Below are 24850 nucleotides of genomic sequence, written 5' to 3' on the forward strand. Positions count from 1 at the left end.
TAAACTTCTCATAAGTTTTCTGGTGCCCTCATAATTGGTTAAAAGACTATCTATTTTCAAGGTGAAATCAGTAGGTTTTTCTGATGTAGAAATGGGTTTTTACTTTCTCGGTACAGGAAAAAATTAATTAAACTGAAATTAGTAATAAATTATATGTGGGTTTAGGTTTCGTTATTTTTTCAGTTTTTTTAGCTCTTCTTCAATTCCGTAAATTACACTATCTATTGCCTTTATAGTTTCTGTTTCTTCATCAATTATTTTACCTCTATTGAATAGTGCTAACTGCAAAGCCTTCATAAGGTCGTTGTCATTTAAAAATTTATCGTATTTATCTATTCTTAATTTATAAATAGATATGGAGTCAGCATGTATAAACCCATATTTTGCTGGTTGGGTATAATCAACAATCAAATATTCAAATAGAAAAGGCTGAATTAGTTTTGAAATATTAAAGTCAGCTTGTTTCATTCCAAGTTCATCATCTAATCGCTTTAAATTCAATTGAAATAAATTGGTTATAGCACTCCGTAAACTATCATTAGATAAGGTATTTAATCCGCTGTTTTTTAAATTCTCAAAAGCACTTGTTTTAGGAATAATTTGAAATTCAGCACTAGATCTTGTCAATGACTCATAAATTGATTGAGAATTAGATTTCTTATCATAGATATCAGTTATAAGCTGCTGACTTGATTCAAATATTTCTTTATGTTTAGAGATTGTTTCGTTTATATCATTTCTAGTTTGTAGTAAATCACTTTTCAGCTCTTTGTAAATCTGCGCTTCTAGTTTTCGTGTTTTTCGATTTTCATTCCAATTATTAATCTGAAGGGCAATAAGAATACCAACAACTACCAGCACAATTTCTCCAATAGCATATTTGAAATACTTTCCTGTTTTACCCTCGGAAAGTAGATTTTGTCTAATTTTTCGAAAAAATTTTATCATTGGTTAGCGGTATCTGCAACTAATGTAATAAACAAAAACGAGCGCGAGAAAATTCTGATGATATTTTCCAAGTAAAAAACCACCAAAGCAATGAATTATACACGGTGTTGGCAAATCGTTATTATATTCCTAAATTCCAACCTAAAATTAATTTAATTGCATTCGTTTTTACTGTTCCACCAACATGTTTTGGGACGCCTCCAGTATCTATAATTCCGAAGTCATCTCTTATTTCAATTGTTAAATCATTTTTTTCATTAAGCGAGATATTTGTCCCAATTCCGATTGAGAGTCCGAAGTCAATTTTTTTCTGTTCCGTCACAACATCACTATCGTCATTCGGATAATCTGGCTCAATTTTATTGTTTAATAAATAGTTGAAAAAAGGTCCGCCATTTGCGAAGAATTTTGATTTTCCAAATTCGTATTTTAATAATATTGGAATATTTATATATTCATAAATTTCGCTAAAATCTTCTTTCCCAGTTTCTTCTGCATCGTAATTAAAGTATGTCAGTTGCAGTTTTTTAATTTTTCTTTCGTAGTTAATATTTGCCTTTAAGGATAGATTTTCTTTTAGAAAATAGTCAAAAGTAACTCCGAATAAATATCCTACTTTAAAATTATTATACTTTGCATACTCGTGTCCTCTAATATCTGGATAATTTATTCCAGCATTAATTCCAATTTTGAAGTTATTTTGAGCACTTAAATTCATCGAAAAGAAGAATCCGATTGCGAGTATTAATAATTTACTTTTATTCATATTATGTTTTATGGTTTTGAGTGAGTTTTAATGTTTGCCAACGTGTTTCTTTAGTTTGTAATAAATATCTTTAGATAGAAAAAGAGGAGAACTATAACGTGTTTTAGAAAATAGGTCCATGACGGCTCGGCTATGCGGAGTGCGGGACTTCAAGGCACTTTACTGTCCGATTACCGATTAGTTTATTAAATGTTTTTACTTTCAATTTTGCACCAAACCCCGCATTACGTATAGCCATTGTTATGCCTTCGCCTTTTATTTTTCATCATCGGATTTCTATTTCTGTCTTTCCGTTTTCGTCAATTATTATCTTTTTATTATCAAACTCTGTTACTAAAGCAAAGCCATTGTAAAATGGTTCAACTGTCAAATAGCGTTTATTGTAAAGTTCATTTCCGCTTTTGTCAATGTGAAACCAACCGTTTTTGTCTTTTGCTATCGCAAAGTTTTTGTGAAAAATACCCAAGTCAACAAATGATTTATTATTGATGAACTTTCCATTTAGGTCAATGTGTCTATAAAAACCATCTTGTGATTTTACACAAGCAATACCGTCTTTGTAGTCGCCTGCATAAACGTAGCTGTCTGCATAGATGCGGTTCCCATTTAGGTCAATGTGAAAGTATTGGTTGCTGTCGTTGCGAACGGTGCAAACATTTTCTTGGTAGTTTCCTGTCCACAAGTAATAAACGGAATAAACTCTGTCACCTTTTTCGTTGATATGAAACCAACGGTTATTTTTAATTACAGAAGCACGATTACAATAAAATCCAAATGTCCGTGAATAGCGATTTTTGTAAAGTTCGTTTCCGTTTATGTCAATGTGATAAGCACCCGAAATGTCTAAAACAGGGGCAAGTGCTGGCGAATGAAATTTTAAAACTTCAATAAATTGTTTTCCGAAAATTGGTTCTCCGTCAAACAAAAAATGTGTGTTGTCCGCTGATACTTTAATTTCTTGCCAATTCATTGTTTCTAAATGTCAGTCCTGTTAAATAGTTTATCCAATTATCTTTTTTGTAGACTTTCTTATTTATACTGAAATGATAAAACGCAATCAGCATATCGTGGGTGATGAAAATTGTTGTTCCGTTTTCGGTTGTGTTTTCGTTAATGAAATTCGTTATTCTATTATTCAACTCGTTAATGTTTGGAATACCTGGAATATTTTCGAATTGAATAAATCGCTTATACATTTCGTCAATACCGTATTGCAGAAGAAATTCACCTGCAATTTTTTCGTCTTTTATGTGAAGTCCGGGTGCACCTAATGCATTTGTTTCAATTATTTCTATTGAACTCCGATAACCTTTGGTTATAAATTCAGCCGTCTGAACACAACGACCAACAGGACTTGTAAAAATTCTATTGATTTTTCTTTCTAATAATTGTTCGCCAAAACATTGTGCGTTTTGTTTCCCTTTTTCGTTCAATAAGATTTCATTTCCGAAAGAACCTTGAGGAATGTCATCTCTATCAGCGTGGCGAAGTAAAAGCGATATTTTTTCGTTTTCCTTCATTTAGTTTGGTTTACGCATATTGCAGGTTTTACACAAATCGATTGTCTTGTAATTCTTTACAAGGTGTTGGTAATTGTCGCTTTGCAACACTTCTTCAATACTTGTATTTTCTATGTTTCCGAAATCACCAAGCGTATTCCGTTGTTCGTCTGGAGCACAACAAGGCGAAATTTTTCCTGTGGCAGATACCCAAAGTTCTTTTTCTAAAAACGGACATTCGTAGCTTTCGGGGATTTCTTTGTTTTCGTTTTTCTGCAATGGAATAATATTTTCCAAAATCACTTTTTCACCATTTGGTTTGCGGAATTTCTCCTGTGCTTCATTCGCTTGTTTTACATATTCGTTCCATTGCAAAATACTTTCAGGCGTTGCTTTCATTGACAAGTGTTGGATTTCATCAAAATGCGCCCAAAGTTGATGTCCTTTCACTCTATCAACTCCAAGTTGTGAAGCCAATTTCACAATGTCTGCCAATTCGTGCATATTGTTTTGCATAAACGTAAGTTGAAAGGTTACACGGCAGTAATAACCTGTGTTTGCAAAGTGTTCATCACGAATACGAATAAACTCTTTCACGTTTGCAACGGCTTGCTCAAAGTCAATTCCTTTCATTACTTTTTGCGAAGTTTCGGCTGTAGCTCCGTTCCAACTTATTTTTACATCCGTTGTAATTGGCACAATTAGTTTCGCCCACTCGGTAACCGTTTTTTCTGTTGTTCTTGGAAATGTCCCGTTTGTTGTCAAATTCATTTTGATGTTGTACTTGTAACACAACTCAATAAAGTGAGCAAAATGCTTGTAGATTAACGGCTCGCCCATTGTGGACGGTATCATTTCAGAAACACCGATTTTTTTCGCTTGCTCAAAAATTGGCTCTAACCATTCTTTGGGCATTCTGCGATGTTTTCCGTTTAGCTTTTCTTTGATGTAAGTTGAAAATGGACTGTGTTCTTCACACATTGTGCAACTCAAATTACAATCTTCAGGATTTGTGTCAAGAGTAACACGCCAAAGTTTGTAAATAAATTTACTGTAAATATTTTCTAATTCTTTGCAATGGTCTTGAATGTTTGGAACGCTTCCGTGAGCAGAATACAAATAACCTTTTTCGCCTAACGATTTCATTTTGTCAGGATTTGAAACAGCAAATTTCATTTGCTCTGCTAACGAATTTGTATTGCGATGTTCAAATAAAAGTCCGTTTACATTGTGCTGTACATATTCTTTCATTCCGCCAAAATCTGCTGTAATTACAGGGACTTTGCACGATTGAGCTTCGTGAATAACAAGAGGTGAATTTTCTCCCCAAATACTCGGTACCACAATACAATCAACGTTTGAAAAAACATCATTCGCTAAATTATGATTGATGTATTCACCTGAAAACTCAATTTTGTTTTTTGAATTTTCGGCTAATGATTTCAACGCTTTTGTGCTTTGTCCGTTTGCTCTGCCAAATATTTTAAGCGTTGCAGGTTCTTCAATTTGCTTAAATGCTTCAATAAGGATGTTTACTCCTTTTGCTGGGATGTGAGTTCCGATATAACCAAAAGTGTAATTCGTTTTCTCTTTCGATTTTTCGGTTTGGGTTAGATATTCAGTAGGAAAACCATAATCTAAGTAAATGATTTTGTTTTCGGGAACACCAAAGTCATTGATAAATCTATCACGCAAATAGTTTGAAGGTGCAATAAACAAATCAACTTTTTTGATGATTGTTTTTGTTTCAATCATTCTTTGATGTATCCAACTGCTCCAATTTTCAATTTCTGTGGTTTGGTTTGCTTCTCGTCCGCTGAAATACACTTTGTAGCAATCAGTCGCACATTTTTTATCTTCTTGCTTTTTACATAATTCAAAGTTGTTTGCGTTTCCAATGCTTCGTGTCAAGAATTGTCCACGTGGACACATTAGCCAAAAGTCGTGAAGCGTGTAAACAATCGGAATTTTGAGTTTATTCAGTTCGTCAATCAATCCTGTTGATAGATGGTTAACGTGTCCGATGTGTGCAATGTCAGGTTTGAGTTGTTTTACTAATTCCGCAAAATTGTCGTCCATTTGTTTGTGGCGATAACCGTCCTTGCCCTGCGGATTGTTAACGAAGTAAAGCGTTAAGTTGTCGTTTACTTTTTGCTCACGAATATTGAAACAAGGCGAATACGGATTTTCTTCCCGTGTAAATACAGAAACTTTATGTCGCTTTGAAAGTTCGTTGCAAATTGATTGGCTGTAAACTTCTGAACCTGCATTATAGTTCGGTGGGTATCCGTGTATTATTTTCAAAATATGCATTGTCAGAAATAGTCAGTCTTTTTGTTTACAAATTGTTTTTTTGTTTGCACTGTCGTTTTTTAGGTGAGGCATAACGTGTTTGTGTATGGCTCGTTGTGGAAAATCAGCTATGATTTTCCGCCGTAAACCAAAGATAGCAAATTGCAATGAATTCCGATTAGGAATTCAGCCGCAATGAGCTATACACGTTGTTCTACGCAGTTTTTATTCTTTATTAGTTTGTCAAATAATTCAGTTTGAATAATTGTAATGAATTGTTCAGCATAAATTTTCGCTATTTCAATTCCGTTTTTAATATATTCCAATTTTTCTTTTCTGTATTCTTTAATTTGATAATCCACGATGAGTTTTGGCCTAATTTTTCTATAATCTTCTCCAACCTCAATTCCGTATTTTTTAAATCCGTTGTAAATCATTAAGTCAGATTTTAAATCGTCATTTTTCTCATCTCTGTAAAAAGCTCTATGCGTATTTAAATGCCTAAATTTTATAATATGTTCAAACGATTTGTAATAATTTTCTATTATTATTTTCGCAGTTGAATTCTGGATTTTATTAAAAGTTTTTAAATTGTTCCAATTACAGTCTTTCTCCTTTAGACCGATTTCATAAAAGTCGTTTAGCCACAGTTTTTTCACTTCCAATAAAGTATGGGTTTTGTGTATAAAAACTTCGTAATGATATTTTATGAAGTCGAGTTGGTCTATATCATTTTTCTCATAATAATCTTTTGACGGGAATCTTTTTATGAATGTATGAGTTCTTTCTAAATCTGTTATCAAATCATAAACTTTTATCATAAAATTAAAAGCTCGACTTGCTTCTTTTCCGTTTTCGGATAGTAAGTGATAGTTGTTTTGACCTAATTTAAATTCAGGATGTTCGGTTGCTGATTTTCTCGTTCTGTGATAAAATTCAAGGAATGATTGTCTTAATTCTAATTCAGATAGATTTTCTTTATCCATAATAGTTGGTCAAATTGCGTAGAACTAGTTAATATAACAACCTTTATTGCTTATATCCTGCAAATAAGTCAGGATATGATGCATTTTGGGTTGCCGTTGATTTGTAAATATAATTGTTTTTTAGCAATAAAAAAGGTTTACTAATTAGTAAACCTTTTTGCTTTGTTGGGTTGTTGTTTTAGCACCTATAACAGGAAGCTTGGTATGGTGATTTACACCAATTCCACAAACAAACCAGTGTCTGTTTTTTCCACTTTAGCAACTTTGTTTTTTGTTAAGTCCTTAATGGCTTTGTCCCATTTTTTGTTGCTTAATCCTGATGCTTCCTTTAAATCGTTTAAAGCTAGTTTTTCTGATTTTTTTAAAATCTCCAAAACGGCTTTGGCATCTTCGCTAATGGCAACTTGCTTTTTTTCTGGTCGCATTTGTGGGAAGAATAATACTTCTTGTATAGATTGGTTGTTGGTTAAAAACATAATGAGTCGGTCCATGCCAATTCCCATACCTGATGTTGGTGGCATACCGTATTCTAAAGCACGTAAAAAGTCGTAATCAATAAATTCAGTGGCTTCATCATCCCCTTTGGCGGCTAGTTTTAATTGGTGTTCAAATCGTTCGCGCTGATCTATTGGGTCATTTAACTCGGAGTACGCATTGGCAATTTCTTTACCGCAAACCATGAGTTCAAAACGTTCGGTTAATTCTGGATTGTCTCTATGTTCTTTACATAGCGGACTCATTTCTTTAGGGTAATCCGTAATAAAGGTTGGTTGGATGTAATTTCCTTCGCATTTTTCGCCAAAAATTTCATCAATTAGTTTGCCTTTACCCATGGTTTTATCTACAGAAATCCCCATGCCTTTGGCAGCTTCAAATATTTCAGCTTCCGTTTTTCCAGTAATATCAAAGCCTGTAAAATGTTCTATGGATTCTGCCATAGTCACACGTGCATATGGTGCTTTAAAATCAATTTCGTGTTTGCCAAAAGTGGCTTTGGATGTTCCGTTTACAGCAATAGCACAATGCTCCAATAGCTGCTCACAGAAATCCATCATCCAGTTGTAATCTTTATAGGAAACATAAATTTCCATAGCGGTAAATTCTGGATTATGGGTTCTGTCCATGCCTTCATTTCGGAAGTTTTTAGAAAACTCATAAACACCATCAAAACCACCAACTATAAGTCGTTTTAAATAGAGCTCATTGGCAATTCGCATGTACAAAGGCATATCTAAACTGTTGTGGTGCGTTATAAAAGGTCTGGCTGCTGCACCACCAGGAATGGGTTGTAAAATAGGTGTTTCAACTTCAAAATACCCAGCGTTGTTGAAAAAACTACGCATGGCATTAAAAAGCTTGGTTCGCTTAATAAAAACTTCTTTTACATGTGGATTCACTACTAAATCGGCATAGCGTTGTCTGTAGCGTTGTTCTGGGTCGGTAAAAGCATCATGAATTTTACCTTCAGCATCTTCACGAGGCTGAGGTAATGGTTTTAGAGCCTTACTTAATAGGGTGAAGTTTTTTACCATTACCGTTTTTTCGCCCACTTGGGTTGTAAAAAGTTCACCTTCAATACCAATAAAATCACCAATATCTAGTAGCTTTTTATAAACGGTATTGTATTTTGTTTTATCATCGCCAGTACAAATTTCATCCCGATTAAAATACACTTGAATACGTCCAGCACTATCTTGAAGTTCGGCAAAACTGGCATTTCCTTGTATACGTCTTGACATTAGTCGGCCTGCAAGTATAACGGTTTTACCTTCAGAAAAATGCTGTTTGACCTGTTTAGAGGTTTCTTTTACAGGATATAAATCTGCTGGATATGGGTTAATACCTAACTCACGTAATTTGGCAAGCTTCTCTCTTCTTACGATTTCCACTTCTGATAACTGCGACATATATTTAAAAGGATTATTTTTAATGAAGCCACAAAGATAATTACTATTCATTAGGATTTCAATATATTGTTCTGAAAATCGCCTGTAACGTTTTGGCTCTTTTTGAGTCCTATAGGTACATCAATCATTTAATCAATATTATTATGAGTTTTTGGCGCGTGCTACTTTCTATTTTATGTCCTCCTTTAGCAGTTCTAGACAAAGGTTGCGGATCTATTTTAATTGTGTTTATCCTCTGGATTTGCGGTTGGGTTCCTGGCGTAATTGCCGCTTTGGTTATTTTAAATAATCCGAAGAATTAGTATTCAGTGTTGTGAGTCTTTGCGTTGTTTATTGTTAAGTTATTTATTCTCGTAGAGATGGAAAGTTGCAATGTCTCAAAGATTTGTAGTTACTAGCTTCAAACTAATAGTTTGCCGTTTTTGTAATTTTCACCTAATCCCTAATCCCTAATCCCTAATCCCTAATCCCTAATCCCTAATCCCTAATCCCTAATCCTTAATCCCTAATCCCTAATCCCTAATCCCTTTTTGTATTTAAAACTTTATCGTAATTTTGCCATCTATGAATAAGACTATTAACCTTCAAGAATTAGGACGACGCGATTATAAAGATATTTGGGACTATCAGGACGTTTTGTTTCAAAGTGTTGTAGACACCAAAATTAAAAATAGGCGAGAAGATGCTAATCTGGAAACGCCTAATTATTTCTTGTTTGTTGAACATCCGCATGTGTATACGCTGGGTAAAAGTGGCGACATGTCCAACTTGCTAATTTCTGAAGCACAATTAATAGAAAAAGGAGCTACATTTTACAAAGTAAATCGTGGTGGCGATATTACTTATCATGGTCCTGGACAGATAGTGGGTTATCCCATTTTAGATTTGGAGAATTTCTTTACTGATATTCATAAATACTTACGACTATTAGAGGAAATGATTATTCTTACTTTAGAAGAATATGGCTTGAAAGCCGAACGTAGTCCTGGTGAAACAGGTGTGTGGCTAGATGTTGGGACACCGTTTGCTAGAAAAATATGTGCTATGGGTGTTCGTGCCAGCCGTTGGGTTACCATGCATGGATTTGCGTTGAATGTCAATGCCGATTTAGGCTATTTTGATCATATGATTCCTTGTGGCATTAAAGGCAAAGCGGTAACCTCTTTAAATGTAGAATTAGGAAAACAAACCATAGATGAAGCTGAAGTGAAAGCGAAATTATTAACGCATTTTTCAGCACTTTTTGAAGCCACATTTTCTGAAGAATCTGTTTCAGCTAAATAGAATTATCATTAAAATTACCTTTGGTCTCGAAATTCCTTTAATTTTATAAACGGATTGGTTGCTCGGTTTTTAAACCCGTGTATACCTGAACTTACTAATAATAGGGTAGCAGCAGCAACAGCCGTTATATAAATTGTTTCTTGTTCGGATTTATTGGCAACCGCTATGGCAATTAATGCCCAAGCACCAACCAAAGCAAATTCGCGCATGTTGCGTTTCCAAGTAACCATTATATTGATGAGGGTTGCAATACCTATCATACTAATAGTCCATATAACGGGTGAAATTCCAAAACCATCCCAATCAGTTTTCACTAAATAGGATGATACGTTTGCTATACTAGCTACAGTTACCCAACCGCTATAAAACGTAAATGGCCACCACAAAAACAGGATGGTAGAAATGGGTGCGTCCCATAACTCCATGGCATTATTGACAACTATTTTAAGAAGTGATAATAGTAATAAAAATATAAACACACAGGATAATCCGGTGTAACCATAAAGCCACGCAAAAACCCAAGCACTATTAGCAACACACGATATAACAAACCACCAGCCTATTTTTAAAATAAAATCGTTGTTGCGGACTTTTACAAATAGGCTTCTACCTTGGTAAATAATAAATCCAAGAAGGAGTAAGTATATAAATCCCCAAATAGAAAACGCATAACCAGCAGGTGTGAATAGCGAGTTTAGTTCTTTGGAAACCTCTCCAATGGTGGTATTATTGATTTTTCCAGTATTAGACAGATAATTAATAATTATGGTAGAAACTAAAGCGATACCATTACTAATTTGAAGCGTTTTTTTCATGAGATTAACACGTTATTATGAATGTGAATTAAATGTAATTAGTAATCAGAGTCTAAATTAATGCATTTACTGAAATTTGGTGTTCTTTTAATTAAAGTTCGACTATTCAGTTTACAATTCAAAACCTAGAAGTTGTAATTCTCGTAGGTATGGGTATGAAGTTAAAATTGGTAGCACTCGGTGGTTTTTTTATGATAAACGTTTCTATATTTTCTCAAAAAATAGAACACTTTAAATCGTTTCGGGATATTGACAGCGAACGTTATTTCCGATTTAATTATGATAACGATTACTTTGCCGCAACCGATGAAAACTATACTCAAGGCTACAATTTGGAGTTGGTAATGCCAAGTTTGAAAAAGAATCCCATAAATAGTCTGTTTTTTAAAACAAAGGAGTCCAACTTAAAATATGGATTAGCCGTCGAACATATTGGGTTTACACCTAATGATTATGCCAGTCCGGAAATTCAATATGGCGACAGACCGTTTGCAGCTGCTATTATGTTGAAAACATTTATAATGGCAACAAATACGGAAGAAAAATTTCGTTTAACGCAATCTTATAGTTTTGGTATTATAGGACCAGGTGCGTTTGGAAAAGAAATGCAAGTAGGTATCCATAAAGCCACAGGAAATAAAATTCCTCAAGGGTGGAAACATCAAATTAAAAACGATGTAGTTATAAATTATAGTGTGGATTATGAGCAGCAATTAGCAATTATTAAAAATATGTTTTCGCTACAAGCGCAAACAGGAGTAGAAATTGGGACGTTATTTACAAATGCCTCTTTTGGGTTTAATGCGACTTTAGGAATAATTAACACCCCATTTTTAACTTCTGAAAAAAGAAATGGTTTTCGTGTGTATGCTTATGCTGAAACTGTTGGTAATGTGATAGGTTACGATGCCACTTTGCAAGGCGGTTTATTTAATAGAAAAAGTGTTTATACCATAAGTTCCAATGATATTGAACGTTTTACGGCAACCTTTAATTATGGTTTTGTGGTACAGACTAAAACCTTATATTTTGAATATGCTAGATCTGCCATTACCCGAGAATTTGAATCTGGATCATCAGCAAAGTATGGTGGTATAAAAATTGGATTTACATATTAATCAACCTTTTTTGCAATCACCAATCACTAATCACCAATCATTCTACCCTTCGGCATTAAAAAATACTTTGTAATAGTGCATTTTCTTATCGTCGTCATAGCCACGTTCCAGATATTCGCTGGATGCTTCAGGTGCATCAATATCTAGTTTTATTTGAATGTTGGTGTCTAGCTTGATTTCGGTTTTTATTTTTTTCTTTTCTTTGTTAACAACCAGTTCAGCCACATCAAACTGATTGCGAATAACCAAGTTCTTTTCACTTTCAAAGGTTTTCTTATAATCGTCAAACAAGGATTTGTGTTTGTCCTCTTCAAATAATTCATCCTTGAAGGTTTCTACATTTACTATTTCATGCTCTTTAAAGAAATCGATAGTTTTTGCCAAAAACGTATTTTGTTCCTGGTTTCCGTAGGATATTTTTAAAATATCTTCAGAAAAATCTTTGCACAACTCAATATATTGTTGGGTATGGCTATTGGCATCATCAGCATATTTAATGTTTAAAAAATGATTGGTCCAATAGTGTGCGTCGTAATTATTGTTATCGGCACTAAAAATAATACGACCTTCGGTATCACTTTGGTTTAAAATTAAACAGCCTTTATCTACTTTTTTACTACTAATTCCTTTTTGTACTAAAACATCGTAACTGTTGTTTTCTAAATAGGTTTGAAAGAAATTGACTTTGTTTTCAATTTTAAAAATACCGATGGCATTGGTAGTCATTTCGTTAAACTCAATACCTTCAAAAAGAACAACCAGTACGTCGCCTGTTTTAATTTGCGCGGAGTTAGATTGTTCAAACAAATGTTTTACAATGTGTTGTGAGGTTTCAATGAAATTTTCTTCATCCGTAAAAATCTGATTGCTGTAGGTGTTTATTTCATTAAGCGAAATATCAGCATGATGATTAAAACGGTAGGATTGTACAACAGATGCAAATGGCCGTAATAAAAACGGTAACATCAATTCATAACTAGCTTCATCAAAAATGACTTCCTTTTCGGAAAATGCATTTTTAGTATTGTTGTGTTTATTACCCACTTTATGAATAATACATTTGGAAATGGAGGCGTTTTTACGGGATATCATAATCTTAAATTTCAGATTACAATACTAATCATTTTGGTATAAAAAGAAATAAAAAAAAACCGAAGTTTTGTCTTCGGTTTTCTATATATGTTAGAAAGGGTTATGGCTCTAAACCAAAATGACTCATGGTATCTTCGTAGGTCATTTTAGTAAAATCGATTTGATTCTTATTGGTTGCTGGAATTATTACATATCTAAAACTGTTGCCTCTAAAGCCTGCATGTTGGTATTCTGTAAGTGTCGCACCATTGGTAGATTCTAATTTTATACGAATACCTGTAAAAGTGGATTGATTATTCCCGAAGGTAAATGAATACCACGCATTATTCCATCTTCCACTGCTTGGCAAGGTATATATATTAGAAGTTCCATACTGCTTTAAATAAATTATTATTAGGCTGTTATTCGTTAAAGCACTATTGCTTAAACCAATTTGTTCTGGTGTTATACGCATTATTTTTTCTGTATCTGTATCCGATTCATTCCAATTAGCACTAAGCCACTGTGAACTGATAACATTGGCATTGCCATCCTCGCCATCCTCGCCATCCTCGCCATTTGCACCATCAGTCCCATTTGTTCCAGCTGGACCTTGTTCACCTTGAATTCCGGGAGCACCATCTGCACCATCTGCACCATCTTCTGGTGAACAAGAAAAACTAAAGGCAACAAATAAAGCGAGTAGGACAAATTTTGTTTTTGACATCATTGTTTGAATTTTTTGTGTTTTCATAATTTTAAATTTAGTGATTATTGTTTGTTACCTAATTGATGTTTTAAATTTTAAAAGGTTAACATTTGATATAAAAAAAACCGAAGCATTTTACTTCGGTTTTTTTAGAATTTCTAGGAAGAATTATTGCTTTATTTTAAAATGACTCATGGCTTCTTCATAAGACATTTTAGTTAAATCTGTAGCTTTTTTATTCATTGCATTACCTGGTACCAGTACATAACGGAATGTTAGATTTGGTTCCGTTTCTAAATCTATTACGTTTGACTGATTCGCAAAAATAATTAAAGAATTTTCAACACCTTCACTAGGTACATTTGCCAAAGCAAAATTAAAAACATCCTCAAATGGTAATGGATGGATAATATAATCATTTCCTAGTGTTTGTTTCAAATAAACCATGGCCATACCACCGTTATCTACAAACTCTTGGTAGTTAGGAATGTCTATGGACATATAACCATAGTCATTGGCTCCATTTGTATAATCAAATTGAATTGAAAACCAATCAGAGGAGACTACATTTGCATTGCCGTCTTCTCCAGCTGGTCCAGGAGCACCATCGTTTCCGTCTTCTGGTGAACAAGAATAACTAAAGGCTACTAAAAAAGCGAGTAATACAAATTTTGTTTTTGACATTAATGTTTGAATTGTTTGTGTTTTCATGATTTTAAATTTATTAATTATTGTTTGTTGCGTAATTGATGTTTTAAATTTTAAAAGGTTAACATGATTGATAAAAAAAATAAAAATTTAGTTTTAATTAGAGACTCCTAAACCGAATGATAGAGATGTTTTGAGTATGTTATAAAACTTCTCCTATATACAAATTTGAACCCAAAAAAGCCAAAAGCTAACGACTGATGTCATATTAACCTTTGGCTTTTTTATTTGAAGACTAATTCAAATAAATTAATGAGCTGTTATAAATTATAGTTGAAATAAGATTCCAGCATTCACTACAATTTGTTCAAAATCGCTAATCACATATTTTGGTTCCAAATACACGCTTAACTTTTCTGAAAATTGCCATCTGCCGCCAGCACCTATGTTAATACCAAAAGCGCTATCGCTAACCTCATAAGTGTCATAATAAAAACTATAATAGGAAGCGCCTGTTTTATAATTGGAGTAGTTGGCACCAAGAAGTGGATAAATTTTAAGTTTGTTTTCAATCAGGTGAAAAAAGTAATGGGCATTTAAGTCCACGGCTAATGTGTTTTGATTAAAACCGTAAAGGCTGTTTCCAAAAAAGTATGTTACACCTGGCGAAACGGCAATGGCATCTGTAATATTAAATTCTGCTTTTACTGTAATTCCTGGCCCTGAAATTTTTTCATTATAACCCAAACCACCACCAATGGCAATTTGTGCTTGCATTTTAGAAGTTGTAAATATCAGCATCATTACCGATAGAATTAATGTGTAGTTTCTAAAAGACTTCTGTTTCATGTGTTTCATGTTTTTAAATTATTAGATTTTAGTATTATTTTCTTTTTAATGGTGTTTTGAGTAAATGGTTAACATAGTGGAATAAAAAAAGTCAGAAAATAATTTCTGACTTTTAATACTCTGAATACTAATTAAACTACACCTGTTATGAAATTAAAATTCCATGATTCTCCAAATTTTACCAGTCCTTCCAGGTGTTCCTCTTGATCCACCAAACACCCATAAATCACTTTGGTATGTTAATGCTGCATGACTATTAATTTCTTCCAACGGATTGCTATCGGTATATACAAACCAATTTTCCATATCTGTTGAATAGTAAATGGTATTGGTATGTTCTGAACTGGAAGTGTGACCACCAATTACAAACGCTTTATTATTGAAAACAGTAACGGTATGTCTTTTAATTGCAGGTAATATTGGACTTGTTTGAGTAACCAACGACCAGTTAATACCATTGGAGCTTCTCCAAATGTCGTTAGTTAACTCTGATGTTACCTTATCTCCACCAATAACATACATTGCATTGTTTTTTACAATAGCTTTATAGCGTTTTAAAGCTGGAAACGCATTCGCATTTTCTTCAATCCAGTCTACAGCATTACTTGTAGACCAAATTTTGGTGTTTCCTGTAGTGTAATTTATACCAATTACATACATTTTTCCATTAAAAACTAATGTGCTATGTCCGGAAACTTGACCAAATGGCGCAAATTCCATTAATCTGGACCAAGTAATCCCGTCATCCGTAACCCAAATGTCACTTAAAACAGTACCAGCATTATCACTTCCGCCAATTAAATACATTTTTCCATTAAAAACACTCAAGGTGTGTTCGTGTCTGCCAGAGGCTGTTAGAGTACCACCTGTATCTGTTGTAGCCCAGTTAGTACCGTTACTACTATTCCATAAAGCATCAGTTGAATCGCCCTCGGCTACATAATCGTTTGATCCGCCAAAGGACCAAACCTTATCATTAAAAACCGCCATGGCATTATTGGCAAAATCGCCCATTTGGTCTTGATTGGTAGTTAAATCAAACTCTAAATTTATAGTTGATAGCGGTAATGGTTCGTCAGTAGGTTCGTCATCAGCGCTACAATTGAATACAAAAACAGTTAACAGAATAGTTTGAAATAGATGTTTTGCAATATGTTTCATAATCTAAATTTTTTAAAAATTGTTCTATTTTATGATGGTCATCTTTAAAAGGTTAACATGGAATCGTAGTTAAAGATGAAATAATTGAGAATTGTAAGAATTGTAAGTGTCTTTTCTTAAAAAAAGTTAAATTAGCGGAAGCATGTTAACCTTTTTAATTCTAGGATATTAAATGGAAAGCGTTCAAAAGAACATAACAATAGAAGATTTAAAACAAGGTTCAGATTTGTTATTCAAACAGATATATGAAAACAATCGGGACAAATTTTTAAATTTTGCTAGAAAGTATAATTTATCACACGAAGACAATATTGATGTTTATCAGGATGCTTATATTATTTTTTATAATAATGTGATGCAAGGTAAAATTGAAGAATTTACTAGCTCTATATCAACTTATTTATTTAGCATCGGTAAGTATTTAATTTTTGATAAAATGAAGAAAAATAACAAGACCATAAATCCAGATTTCGATTTATCGATTATCCGAGAACAGAATGAGCTTGTAGATGCTTCATTTGAATTAGATAACGAAGCGTTAACTACCGAGCAAGTTTTATTAAAGAAGTATTTTGGCACACTTGGCGCTAAATGTCAAGAATTACTAACCTTATTTTATTACCGTGGATATACTATTAAAGATATTATAACCGCCACTGAATATACTAGCGAAAATGTTGTAAAAAGCGCTAAATCTCGTTGTATGAAGACCCTTAAAGAACGCATTAATAATAATAGCAATGACTAATCAAGATTTATTATATCACTATTTTTCTAACAGCCTGACGGCTGAACAGGAAGTGGTTTTTAAAAAGTTACTAGAAACGGATGCCGAGTTTAAAGCGGCATTTGAATATGAAAATAGCTTAAAAAAAGCAATTAAAAGTCATGAGTCAGATGTGCTTAAGTCCAAACTACAAGAATTTGAGCTGGAATTAAATTCTAAAAAAACGCATGCTTTCAATTACCGTTATTTAGCCGTGGCGGCTTCTATTGTTTTGCTGGTTAGCTGGTTTGGTTATAATACTTTTTTTGGAACAAATTATTCCAATTTATACCAAGATAATTTTATCGAGTATCCCAACACTGTTTATACCATAACGAGAGGAGATGATGATGAGACATTAGAGCGCGAGGCCTTTGTGGCTTACGAAACCCAAAATTTTGAAACGGCCATTGAAAAATTTGATGCGGTTTCAGAAACCGGTGCGCAAGATTATATTCCATTTTATAAAGCGCAAGCTTATTTAGGATTGGAAAATACGCACCAAGCTAACGTTTTATTAAAACAAATTGTAGCAGAAAACACCTCTGATTTTGTTGCGGAGTCCATTTGGTACTTGGCTCTGATTGCGATTAAAGAAAAAGACAAAGCTCAAGCCAAAACATATCTTAATAATTTAATTAGCAATTATAACTATAATCAAGCCAAAGCAAAAACCTTGTTAGAAGAACTTAATTAGTTTTCCTGCGTTTTATAATTAGAAACAAAAGCACTAAAAAGGTTAACGTTCCAATAACGAACCACAAACTATAATTGGTAGATTTAATAGGTTGCATATTTCCAGATATTACAAATCCTGACCAATAGTATGGGTGTGCCAACGCATTCTGGTTATTATCATGAATAAAAGTTGTTTGTGCTTTTTGTAATGCCACATTTTTATCATCACCTTCGGATAAATTTTTATAAAAAGCTTCCATAATTTTTAATGAGGAGCCATCGTTAATTTTCCACAGAGTACTGGCTATACTTTTTGCGCCACTAAAATAGAAACCACGAGCCAGACTGATAAAACCTTCACCACGTTTTAAATCGCCAATCCCACTTTCGCAAGCACTTAATGTTACTAAACTGGTGTTGCTATTTAAATTATATAAATCACTTACATATAATAAATTGCTATTCCCATCTGGTTGAAAGGCTAAATAGGAATACTCTGGATTTTCATCATCTAAAATGGCATGGGTTGCAAAATGTAATAAGCCAAAATCAGTATTTTCTGTATTGAAATTTTGCAATGTTGCCAGACTATCCGTAAGCATTTTTCCATTGAAATAGTTTAAAATATCTGCAGCTTCAGTTTTATTATTTGGTAAGGCTAATAGATTATTGGAATCTTGTCCATTAAAGCTAGGAGCAAAGGCTAAAACCTTATTGTTTATGGATTCATTTTCGGAAAGCTGTTTTAGCAAGGTTGCTGAATTAACATAACTAATAGAACGATTTTCAACTAGATATTTTGTTGAACCCGTTACTGACAGACTAGAAAATGGCAAGTAATTTAATAAGCCATCCGCTATAATAATGATATTTTTTTCTGGAACCTTCTCAATACTTGGTGCCACTAATTGGGAGTACAATTGAAATGACGTTTTATTAAGTTCTTCCAAATCTGATTTTGGGTTGTTTAACATATTATAAACCGAAATAATACTTTTATCTAATGCCACATCACGGCTTATTTGCTGAATAGTTTTATTGTTTTTGGTAATAGTAATACTATAAATAGCATCATTTCCATAGAAATAGGATAGTAATGCTGTATTAGGTTTTAAGAAATTCTGTAATTCTGGTAAGCTAATCACTTCGGAATTGTATTTTAAATCGTAATAAGTTTTATAGTCGGTTTCAATAGTGTTTATTAATTCCCGATAGTCACTTTTAGTATCAAACAAGTCGGCTTCTAAATCGGTATTTCCACCTGTATTCAATTGCTTTTCCAAATAGGTGATTCGCGACTTTAGCACTTGTTCTTCTTCAATTATGTTTTCGGGAATGTTAGCAAATTTCGTGGCTTTGGTACTTAACAACGCTTCCATTAAAAGAACCGATTTACTTTTTTCCGAATAGTAAAATGCGGTGTCAATTAGACTGTCATGCTTGGTTTGTTGGTGTTGTTTAAAACTGGCCTCTAAAGCAGATTCAAATACAGGAAAGGCGTCTTCCATTAAAAAGAGTTTGTCTGAATTGTTTTTAAAGGTTGGTTTCAACTGGTCAAGAATTTCTATAGCGTAACCCGTAGTTTTTATACTTGCTTTATAACCATTTAAGCTATTTAAAGCCTGTGTTTTGTGTTTTAAAAGTTGTAGATACTTAATCTGATTTATGGTTGCCGAATTTTTTTTTAAATGTTGTTCTGCTAATTGATATTGAGTCAAAGCTTTTTTGGGCTGATTAAACTGCACATGTAATAAACCCATTTCTTGGTAGGCTTGCGCCAATTTATTGTTTTGAGTAGTTTGCGGGTTCGCTTTTGTAATGTCTATTACAGTCTGCAAAGCCACTTCGGCTTCTGCATAATTGCCTTCTGCTTCACTAATATGCGCACTTGATGTGTAATACCGATCTATAAAAGGATGCTCTTCGGATAAATAAGGTTTCATTTTTTCTAAATAATACGCAGCACTATCTGTTTGTTTGAGTTTTAAATGGTTATCAATAATGCGTTGGTAAGACGTAATAATCCGGTTGCTGTTTTTAGTTATTTGAATGTAATAATCTAAAACTTGAAGAATGCTCTTGTTGGCTTTTTCATATTGCCCTTCTTTTTGATAAATATCGGCTAATAGTATTTGAATATTATTAGAAAAACCAATATCAAACCCTGAATTCTCTTTGGTTATTCGTAAGGTTTTTTCATAGAAGTCTTTGGCGAGTTTAAATTTACCTTCATTGACATAAAGTTTACCTACAAAGCTAGTTGTAGATAAATACATGTTCAGGATTTCAGGGTCTTGTAAATAGTTTGGATTTTTTTCCAAGTTTTGTATTAAATCATCAAAATAGTTTATAGCTTTTTTGTAATTATTTAAATCATATTCATATAGACCTTTGGTGTATTTTAGAGCTGAAGTATAATAGTTTTTTAAGTAGATAGTATCTATTACCTTTTTGTTTTTTACAAAAATAGAATCTAACTGTTGTATGTTTTTTTTTATGATATATAAATCATTATGGAAATTGGCTGCCCAAGACTCTCTAATTAAAGCTTCTAAATGATACTCGATAACTTGGTGCTCAATGGATTTTCGTTTTATGCGATTAAAATAAAAATAGGCAGAGTCTTTCTGAAGGTAATAGTATTGGTATGCTTTATCAAAATCAGTATATATTTCATCTAGATAGAAATCGTCTTGCGCATAATTAGCATAAGAAACCAAGATTGTAAGTGTTGAAAGTAAAAAATTGCGCATAAAAAAAGCTTTAAGTAAAGTTACAAAAAGCTTTTTTATAATGTCATGTTATAGCGTTTAATAGAATCTTACATTCAAACTGTAAGATGCGGTTGCGCCATTAATGTCTTGTCTTTCTACAATTAGAATTACTTGACCCGTAAAATTATTTAGGGAAGCCGGTTGAATAGATACCACACCATTATAATTTTCAGAAGGTACAAAACTACCAAACGTTACAGTTTCAATTTCTTCTTCTGTGTTGTAATCTAATATTCTGATATTTAAATTTGCAATATCAGGTGTCATTGTGATAAAACTAAAACCGCCTGCTAGTGGCACACAGCCAATACAAGGCGAAGGTGGTGGTGGTGGATTAGGAGGTCTTCTAGGAACGCGTGGCGGTAAAACATATTCAGCTTCTATTCCCATCTGAATCGCTAAATTTGAATTAAGTATGTCCAATTGCTGTTCTGCTTCATTGAGTTGTAGCTCTATTTCTGGAGTACCTTGATTATTGTCTATTAAATCTTGAAGCATGAAAATGGTGTTTTCAGTGCTTATTATTTCTTCTTCTAGGTACAAAATGTACAAATCGCCTTCGTACAAATTGTTTTCAGAAGTTAAAACAATACCGTTATCTGGTGGGTTGATTATTACATCATCTTCGTCACAACTTATAAAAGCAAATGGAAGACCAATTAAAAGAATAAAAACAAAACTTAATTTTCTCATAATTTGAAATATTACAGTCATTTAATCACCTTAATAACGGTTAAGTTATAAAGTTAACAATTTTAAAGATATAATATTGTGAAAAAAAGATTTTTTTGTTTCAAACGGCTGATTATAATTAGTTTATCTGATAAATTAAAATGGTGTTATTATCACCTTTAGTAACAAACTCTAAATTTCTGCCTTTGTCTATATTGGCCATATCTATTTGAGATGTACCATAAACAGGGAAGTTTGGAAGTAATTTGGCATTACTGTCAAATAAGAAAACTTTTTGAGTTTGCTTATCGGTAACCGATACGTAAATTTTATCATTTAAATAAAAGATGTTTGGTTTGCTGTAGCTACCATAATCCAACTCATAGGTATTACTTTTTATAGTCAATCTGTTTTCTGATAAAGCTACAAGCGTTTTACTAGTTGTTTCTAAATAGTGCTGATCCGTTAAGCCTAAATCTTTAGCTGCTGTGTTTCCTTTTGTGTCAATGGTTACCAACTGCCCATTAGTGGTTGTGGTTGCAAAATTACCTTTATACAAATATACGGCTTCGTCAGAATAGGAGTAATCCACTTTTGGTGTTACACGAGTTTTTCCAACACGGTCTAATATGTATAATTTTTTGGCTGTTTTAAATAGCAAATAGTCTTTTCTGCCAATTCTAATGTGCTGAGGTTGATGTATGATATTATCGGCTGTTTTTTCAAAATTGAAACCTTTAACCGTTTTGCCATGATCATCCAACATTATAACGTTTTTACCTTGTGTTACCATTAAACGGTATTTTCTATTTCCGTCATAATCAAAAACTGAAAGGGGTTGGGTAATAGCATCATTAAACTTTAAAGGAAAAGGCTTCACATCTTTACCATTTCTATCCAATACATAAACCCGATTAGTAGTGGCAAAAGCCAGTTGTAATCGGCCGTTTTTATACATGTCTATCTGTTCAATTCTACCAAGTATGGCGCCTTGTAATTGTTTTTTCCAAAGAATTTTTCCGCTACTAGAAATTAAGTATAGATTGTTTTTTATATCCTGAACGGCAATTTCTTTTTCATTAGTAATATGGTTTGTAACAAGTTGTGGACTCTTTAATAAGTCAGCATCAATTTTTACTGCCGTTATTTCAGTTACAGAATTATCTATAACACGTGTTTTTCCTTTTTGAATAACCGCATTTACGTGAGCAAAATTAGTGTCGTATATAAATTGTAAACCCGTTGCGTTAAATGCGTCAAGCTTTAAGTTTAAACTGTCGTTTAGATTTCTGTTTATAATGGTCTTTAATTTATCTGGATTTACAATACTTAAAAGCGAGGCTTCGTCGCTAAATTGGTCTTTCAGACTTTTATAGGAACTTTGAGTACTGAATGTTGTTTGATTTTTATAACTAGCTATTATGGTATGTAAAAACTCAGTGTTATTTGAAAAAACAATAAAATTATCCACAATACAGTACTTATTGGCTTCATTAAAATTGATAAATGGCGAAAATGTTTTTAAGAAAAGTTCTGGCTGGCTAAAATTAAAAATATCAATATCTCGATATGTTTCAATCATATCTTGATCGTTTAGGAGCGCATCTTTAGTAATATAAACGTCCAAAGAATTTAATATGATGGCGCGGTTGTTGCCTTCATAAATAACACCTGTTTCAATGACATTATCTAACAAGGTGGTGGTTAGGGTAGAGTCACCTTTTTTAAGTGTGATGAGGTTTTTATTAAAAACAGTGTAATCATTAAATGTAAGACTCAAAAAGCCATCACTATTAGAAGGTGTAATTGTTGCTAGTTTATTTTCTTGTGGCTTGGTGTTTTTAAATACATCCATTAGTTTTTTTGTAGAATCGGCCGTTTTTACAACGCCATTTAATTTTAGTGCATTTTGATCAATATCCACATCAAAAAACAAAAAATCTGTTAATGTTGAGGTGTTCAAGGTTTCATTAATGAAAAAACTATTAAAGTGAATGTCCTTTTTCTTATTAATAAAAACGGAAAGTTGATTGTCAGCATTAGATGAATTAATAAGCGCCTTTATAGTTGGATGAATTTTATCATCTTCCAGTGTGGCAACTAACAGTGCTTTGTTAGATGCACCAATAAATACACTGTCTTTAGTAACGCTAAACAATTCATGATTTCCAACAGTACTTTTGGTAATGGTATGTTTGTTATATTTTAAAGTTTCAATACTGTGGTTTGGTAATGAATCAATGAGAAATAACTCTGGTTTTATTTTGGTGATGATTGAAAAGTCTAAACTATCACTATCATTGGTGTTAAATACGGACAGGTATAAATCGTCTTCTGTTTTTATATATTGTAAAAGCGCTAGTTTTTTTGAAAGATTTTTATAGCTATCAGCGCTTTCTAACGTTTGTAAAAAAGCATTGTTGGTGATATTGCTTTTTAAACTACCAATATTTTTCATTTTAATAATAACAGCCGCGTCATTATTAAGATAATCCATTAATTGTGTCTTCTTCTTAGAGGAGTTACACCCTAAAAACAAGAGACCTAGTGTACATAAAAACCAAATGTTTTTCATTGATGAGGGAATTTATACAAACCTACATAAATAATTTATAGGTTTAAAATGTATCAAGACTGAAATTACAATTCCATTTTAAGCTGTTCAGGTAATAGTCTAAAGGACTTTCGGTGGTATTTTGTTGGACCATATTTTCTAATAGCCTCGCGATGTTCTTTGGTTGGATAACCTTTATTTTGTTTCCAATTATACATGGGGAATTCTTCGTGAATGGTTTCCATATAAACATCTCTGTACGTTTTAGCTAAAATGGAAGCGGCAGCAATACTCAAAAATTTTGAATCTCCTTTCACAATCGTTTCATAAGGAATGTTTTCAAAGGGTTTAAACTTATTACCATCTACAATTATAAATTCTGGTTTAATTTTTAGTGATTCAATAGATTGATGCATGGCTAAAATTGACGCGTTTAATATGTTGATACTATCAATTTTAGTCGGATGAATATGTGCAAAACCAAAAGTTACGGCATTTTGTTCTATAATAGGCTTTAAAATATTTCGTTTCTTTTCAGAGAGCATTTTTGAATCATTTAAAAGAACATTTTCAAAATGTTCAGGAAGAATCACAGCAGCTGCCGTAACAGGGCCTGCTAAACAGCCTCTGCCAGCTTCGTCTGTGCCACATTCTAACGTAAAATCTGAATATTGTAATTTTAGCATGTAAATAATTCTTAATATAATGACGTTATTATAAATTGTATATACATTTGCAAGGTCGAAAAAATAATTATGAGGAAAATATTTTTAGCTGTTTTTTTAATGTTCTGCGTGAATATAGTGGTTGCTCAAACCAAACCAACTATTACTAGAGATGGCTCGGTTAATCAAACAAATACTATTTATGGAGATTCATTATCAAAACGCTCTTCGGAAAGTACCAGTATTAAGGATATTAAAAATTTCGATGCTAAAATAGAACAGTATCTTATAATATCTGAAAATAATGACACTACGTATGTTGATACAACTTTAACCATTCAAAAAGAATATAAGTTTAATTATTTACGAAGAGATAATTTTGAACTATTACCATTTTCCAATGTTGGTCAAACCTATAACTCTTTAAGTTATACTTATAAGAGGGATGCTTTGATGCCCTTGTTTGGAGCTAGAGCACGCCATTTTAATTATATGGAAATTGAAGATATTAATTATTACGAAGTACCGACACCATTTACAGAACTTTATTATAAAACGGCCTTTAAGCAAGGACAGCAATTAGATGCTTTTTTTACTGTAAATACCTCCAAACAATTAAATTTCTCTATAGCTTACAAAGGTTTGAGGTCTTTAGGTAAATATCAGCATATATTGACCAGCACAGGTA

Annotated in this window: 23 protein-coding genes (1 of these 23 running past the window's edge); 6 read left to right on the forward strand and 17 right to left on the reverse strand. The window is 32.8% G+C overall.

Annotation, left to right across the window (positions count from 1 at the left end; translation table 11 throughout):
- Positions 1–171: 171 nt before the first annotated feature.
- From BM239_RS14520 to lysS, 7 genes are all read right to left on the reverse strand, one after another.
- Complete coding sequence (locus BM239_RS14520) at positions 172–948, reverse strand: DUF6090 family protein (RefSeq protein WP_092209920.1); 777 nt, start codon at positions 946–948, stop codon at positions 172–174.
- A gap of 121 nt (positions 949–1069) precedes the next feature.
- Positions 1070–1714, reverse strand: a complete 645-nt coding sequence (locus BM239_RS14525) for a porin family protein (protein WP_092209922.1) — start codon at positions 1712–1714, stop codon at positions 1070–1072.
- Between the two features lie 265 nt (positions 1715–1979).
- Positions 1980–2684, reverse strand: a complete 705-nt coding sequence (locus BM239_RS14530) for a WG repeat-containing protein (protein ID WP_092209924.1) — start codon at positions 2682–2684, stop codon at positions 1980–1982.
- Positions 2665–3234, reverse strand: coding sequence for a histidine phosphatase family protein (locus BM239_RS14535; RefSeq protein ID WP_092209926.1), 570 nt, complete (start codon positions 3232–3234; stop codon positions 2665–2667). The genes BM239_RS14530 and BM239_RS14535 overlap by 20 nt, the downstream gene beginning before the upstream one ends.
- Entirely contained in the window at positions 3235–5517 is a 2283-nt protein-coding gene (locus tag BM239_RS14540) for a glycosyltransferase (protein ID WP_218151660.1), read from the reverse strand. It abuts the gene before it with no gap.
- Positions 5518–5705: 188 nt separating this feature from the next.
- Positions 5706–6491 (reverse strand): Cthe_2314 family HEPN domain-containing protein, encoded by a 786-nt coding sequence (locus BM239_RS14545; RefSeq protein WP_092209931.1) that lies wholly within the window; start codon positions 6489–6491, stop codon positions 5706–5708.
- Positions 6492–6703: 212 nt separating this feature from the next.
- Entirely contained in the window at positions 6704–8398 is a 1695-nt protein-coding gene (lysS, locus tag BM239_RS14550; protein ID WP_092209972.1) for a lysine--tRNA ligase, read from the reverse strand.
- A 143-nt stretch (positions 8399–8541) separates the two neighbouring features.
- Between lysS and BM239_RS14555 the strand changes: the two genes are divergently transcribed.
- Together BM239_RS14555 and lipB are read left to right on the forward strand one after the other, a co-directional pair.
- Positions 8542–8700, forward strand: coding sequence for a YqaE/Pmp3 family membrane protein (locus BM239_RS14555; protein WP_082986016.1), 159 nt, complete (start codon positions 8542–8544; stop codon positions 8698–8700).
- A 262-nt stretch (positions 8701–8962) separates the two neighbouring features.
- Entirely contained in the window at positions 8963–9682 is a 720-nt protein-coding gene (gene lipB / locus BM239_RS14560) for a lipoyl(octanoyl) transferase LipB (protein ID WP_092209934.1), read from the forward strand.
- Between the two features lie 14 nt (positions 9683–9696).
- On the opposite strand, the gene BM239_RS14565 is transcribed toward lipB, so the two are convergent.
- On the reverse strand, positions 9697–10497 hold the full coding sequence (locus BM239_RS14565) for a hypothetical protein (protein ID WP_092209936.1): 801 nt from the start codon (positions 10495–10497) through the stop codon (positions 9697–9699).
- 149 nt (positions 10498–10646) lie between these two features.
- On the opposite strand from BM239_RS14565, the gene BM239_RS14570 reads away from it, so the two are divergent.
- The gene (locus BM239_RS14570; RefSeq protein ID WP_317042746.1) at positions 10647–11615 is read left to right on the forward strand and encodes a lipid A deacylase LpxR family protein; all 969 of its coding nucleotides are present in this window, start codon (positions 10647–10649) and stop codon (positions 11613–11615) included.
- 42 nt (positions 11616–11657) lie between these two features.
- On the opposite strand, the gene BM239_RS14575 is transcribed toward BM239_RS14570, so the two are convergent.
- The 5 genes from BM239_RS14575 to BM239_RS14595 all read right to left on the reverse strand — a co-directional run bounded on the left by BM239_RS14575 (position 11658) and on the right by BM239_RS14595 (position 16053).
- Complete coding sequence (locus BM239_RS14575; RefSeq protein ID WP_092209938.1) at positions 11658–12707, reverse strand: nucleoid-associated protein; 1050 nt, start codon at positions 12705–12707, stop codon at positions 11658–11660.
- A 100-nt stretch (positions 12708–12807) separates the two neighbouring features.
- Positions 12808–13440 carry a collagen-like triple helix repeat-containing protein gene (locus BM239_RS14580; protein ID WP_092209940.1) on the reverse strand — a complete coding sequence of 211 codons (633 nt, stop codon included), beginning with the start codon at positions 13438–13440 and terminating at the stop codon, positions 12808–12810.
- 123 nt (positions 13441–13563) lie between these two features.
- Positions 13564–14106: a hypothetical protein gene (locus tag BM239_RS14585; RefSeq protein ID WP_092209942.1), complete on the reverse strand. Its 543-nt coding sequence runs from the start codon at positions 14104–14106 to the stop codon at positions 13564–13566.
- A gap of 264 nt (positions 14107–14370) precedes the next feature.
- A complete protein-coding gene (locus BM239_RS14590; protein WP_092209976.1) occupies positions 14371–14892 on the reverse strand; it encodes an outer membrane beta-barrel protein in 522 nt (173 codons plus the stop codon).
- 153 nt (positions 14893–15045) lie between these two features.
- Positions 15046–16053, reverse strand: coding sequence for a Kelch repeat-containing protein (locus BM239_RS14595; RefSeq protein ID WP_092209944.1), 1008 nt, complete (start codon positions 16051–16053; stop codon positions 15046–15048).
- 172 nt (positions 16054–16225) lie between these two features.
- Here BM239_RS14595 and BM239_RS14600 point away from each other — a divergent pair, with 172 nt between their 5' ends.
- Both BM239_RS14600 and BM239_RS14605 read left to right on the forward strand, forming a co-directional pair.
- A complete protein-coding gene (locus BM239_RS14600; RefSeq protein WP_092209947.1) occupies positions 16226–16801 on the forward strand; it encodes an RNA polymerase sigma factor in 576 nt (191 codons plus the stop codon).
- Positions 16794–17516: a tetratricopeptide repeat protein gene (locus BM239_RS14605; protein WP_092209951.1), complete on the forward strand. Its 723-nt coding sequence runs from the start codon at positions 16794–16796 to the stop codon at positions 17514–17516. The genes BM239_RS14600 and BM239_RS14605 overlap by 8 nt, the downstream gene beginning before the upstream one ends.
- Here the strand turns inward: BM239_RS14605 and BM239_RS14610 are convergent.
- From BM239_RS14610 to BM239_RS14625, 4 genes are all read right to left on the reverse strand, one after another.
- Positions 17509–20250 (reverse strand): CHAT domain-containing protein, encoded by a 2742-nt coding sequence (locus BM239_RS14610; RefSeq protein ID WP_092209953.1) that lies wholly within the window; start codon positions 20248–20250, stop codon positions 17509–17511. The genes BM239_RS14605 and BM239_RS14610 overlap by 8 nt on opposite strands.
- 57 nt (positions 20251–20307) lie before the next feature.
- A complete protein-coding gene (locus BM239_RS14615) occupies positions 20308–20964 on the reverse strand; it encodes a hypothetical protein (protein WP_143094936.1) in 657 nt (218 codons plus the stop codon).
- Positions 20965–21082: 118 nt separating this feature from the next.
- Complete coding sequence (locus tag BM239_RS14620; RefSeq protein WP_092209957.1) at positions 21083–23518, reverse strand: ribonuclease HII; 2436 nt, start codon at positions 23516–23518, stop codon at positions 21083–21085.
- 65 nt (positions 23519–23583) lie between these two features.
- Positions 23584–24183 (reverse strand): ribonuclease HII, encoded by a 600-nt coding sequence (locus BM239_RS14625; protein ID WP_092209960.1) that lies wholly within the window; start codon positions 24181–24183, stop codon positions 23584–23586.
- 69 nt (positions 24184–24252) lie between these two features.
- Here BM239_RS14625 and BM239_RS14630 point away from each other — a divergent pair, with 69 nt between their 5' ends.
- Positions 24253–24850: the 5' end (the start) of a putative porin gene (locus tag BM239_RS14630; protein ID WP_092209962.1), read on the forward strand. The gene runs 1379 nt beyond the window's last position; only the first 598 of its 1977 coding nucleotides appear in the window; it begins with the start codon at positions 24253–24255; the stop codon falls past the right edge of the window.

It is taken from the genome of Algorimicrobium echini (genome assembly GCF_900115185.1).
Lineage (GTDB): Bacteria > Bacteroidota > Bacteroidia > Flavobacteriales > Flavobacteriaceae > Algorimicrobium > Algorimicrobium echini.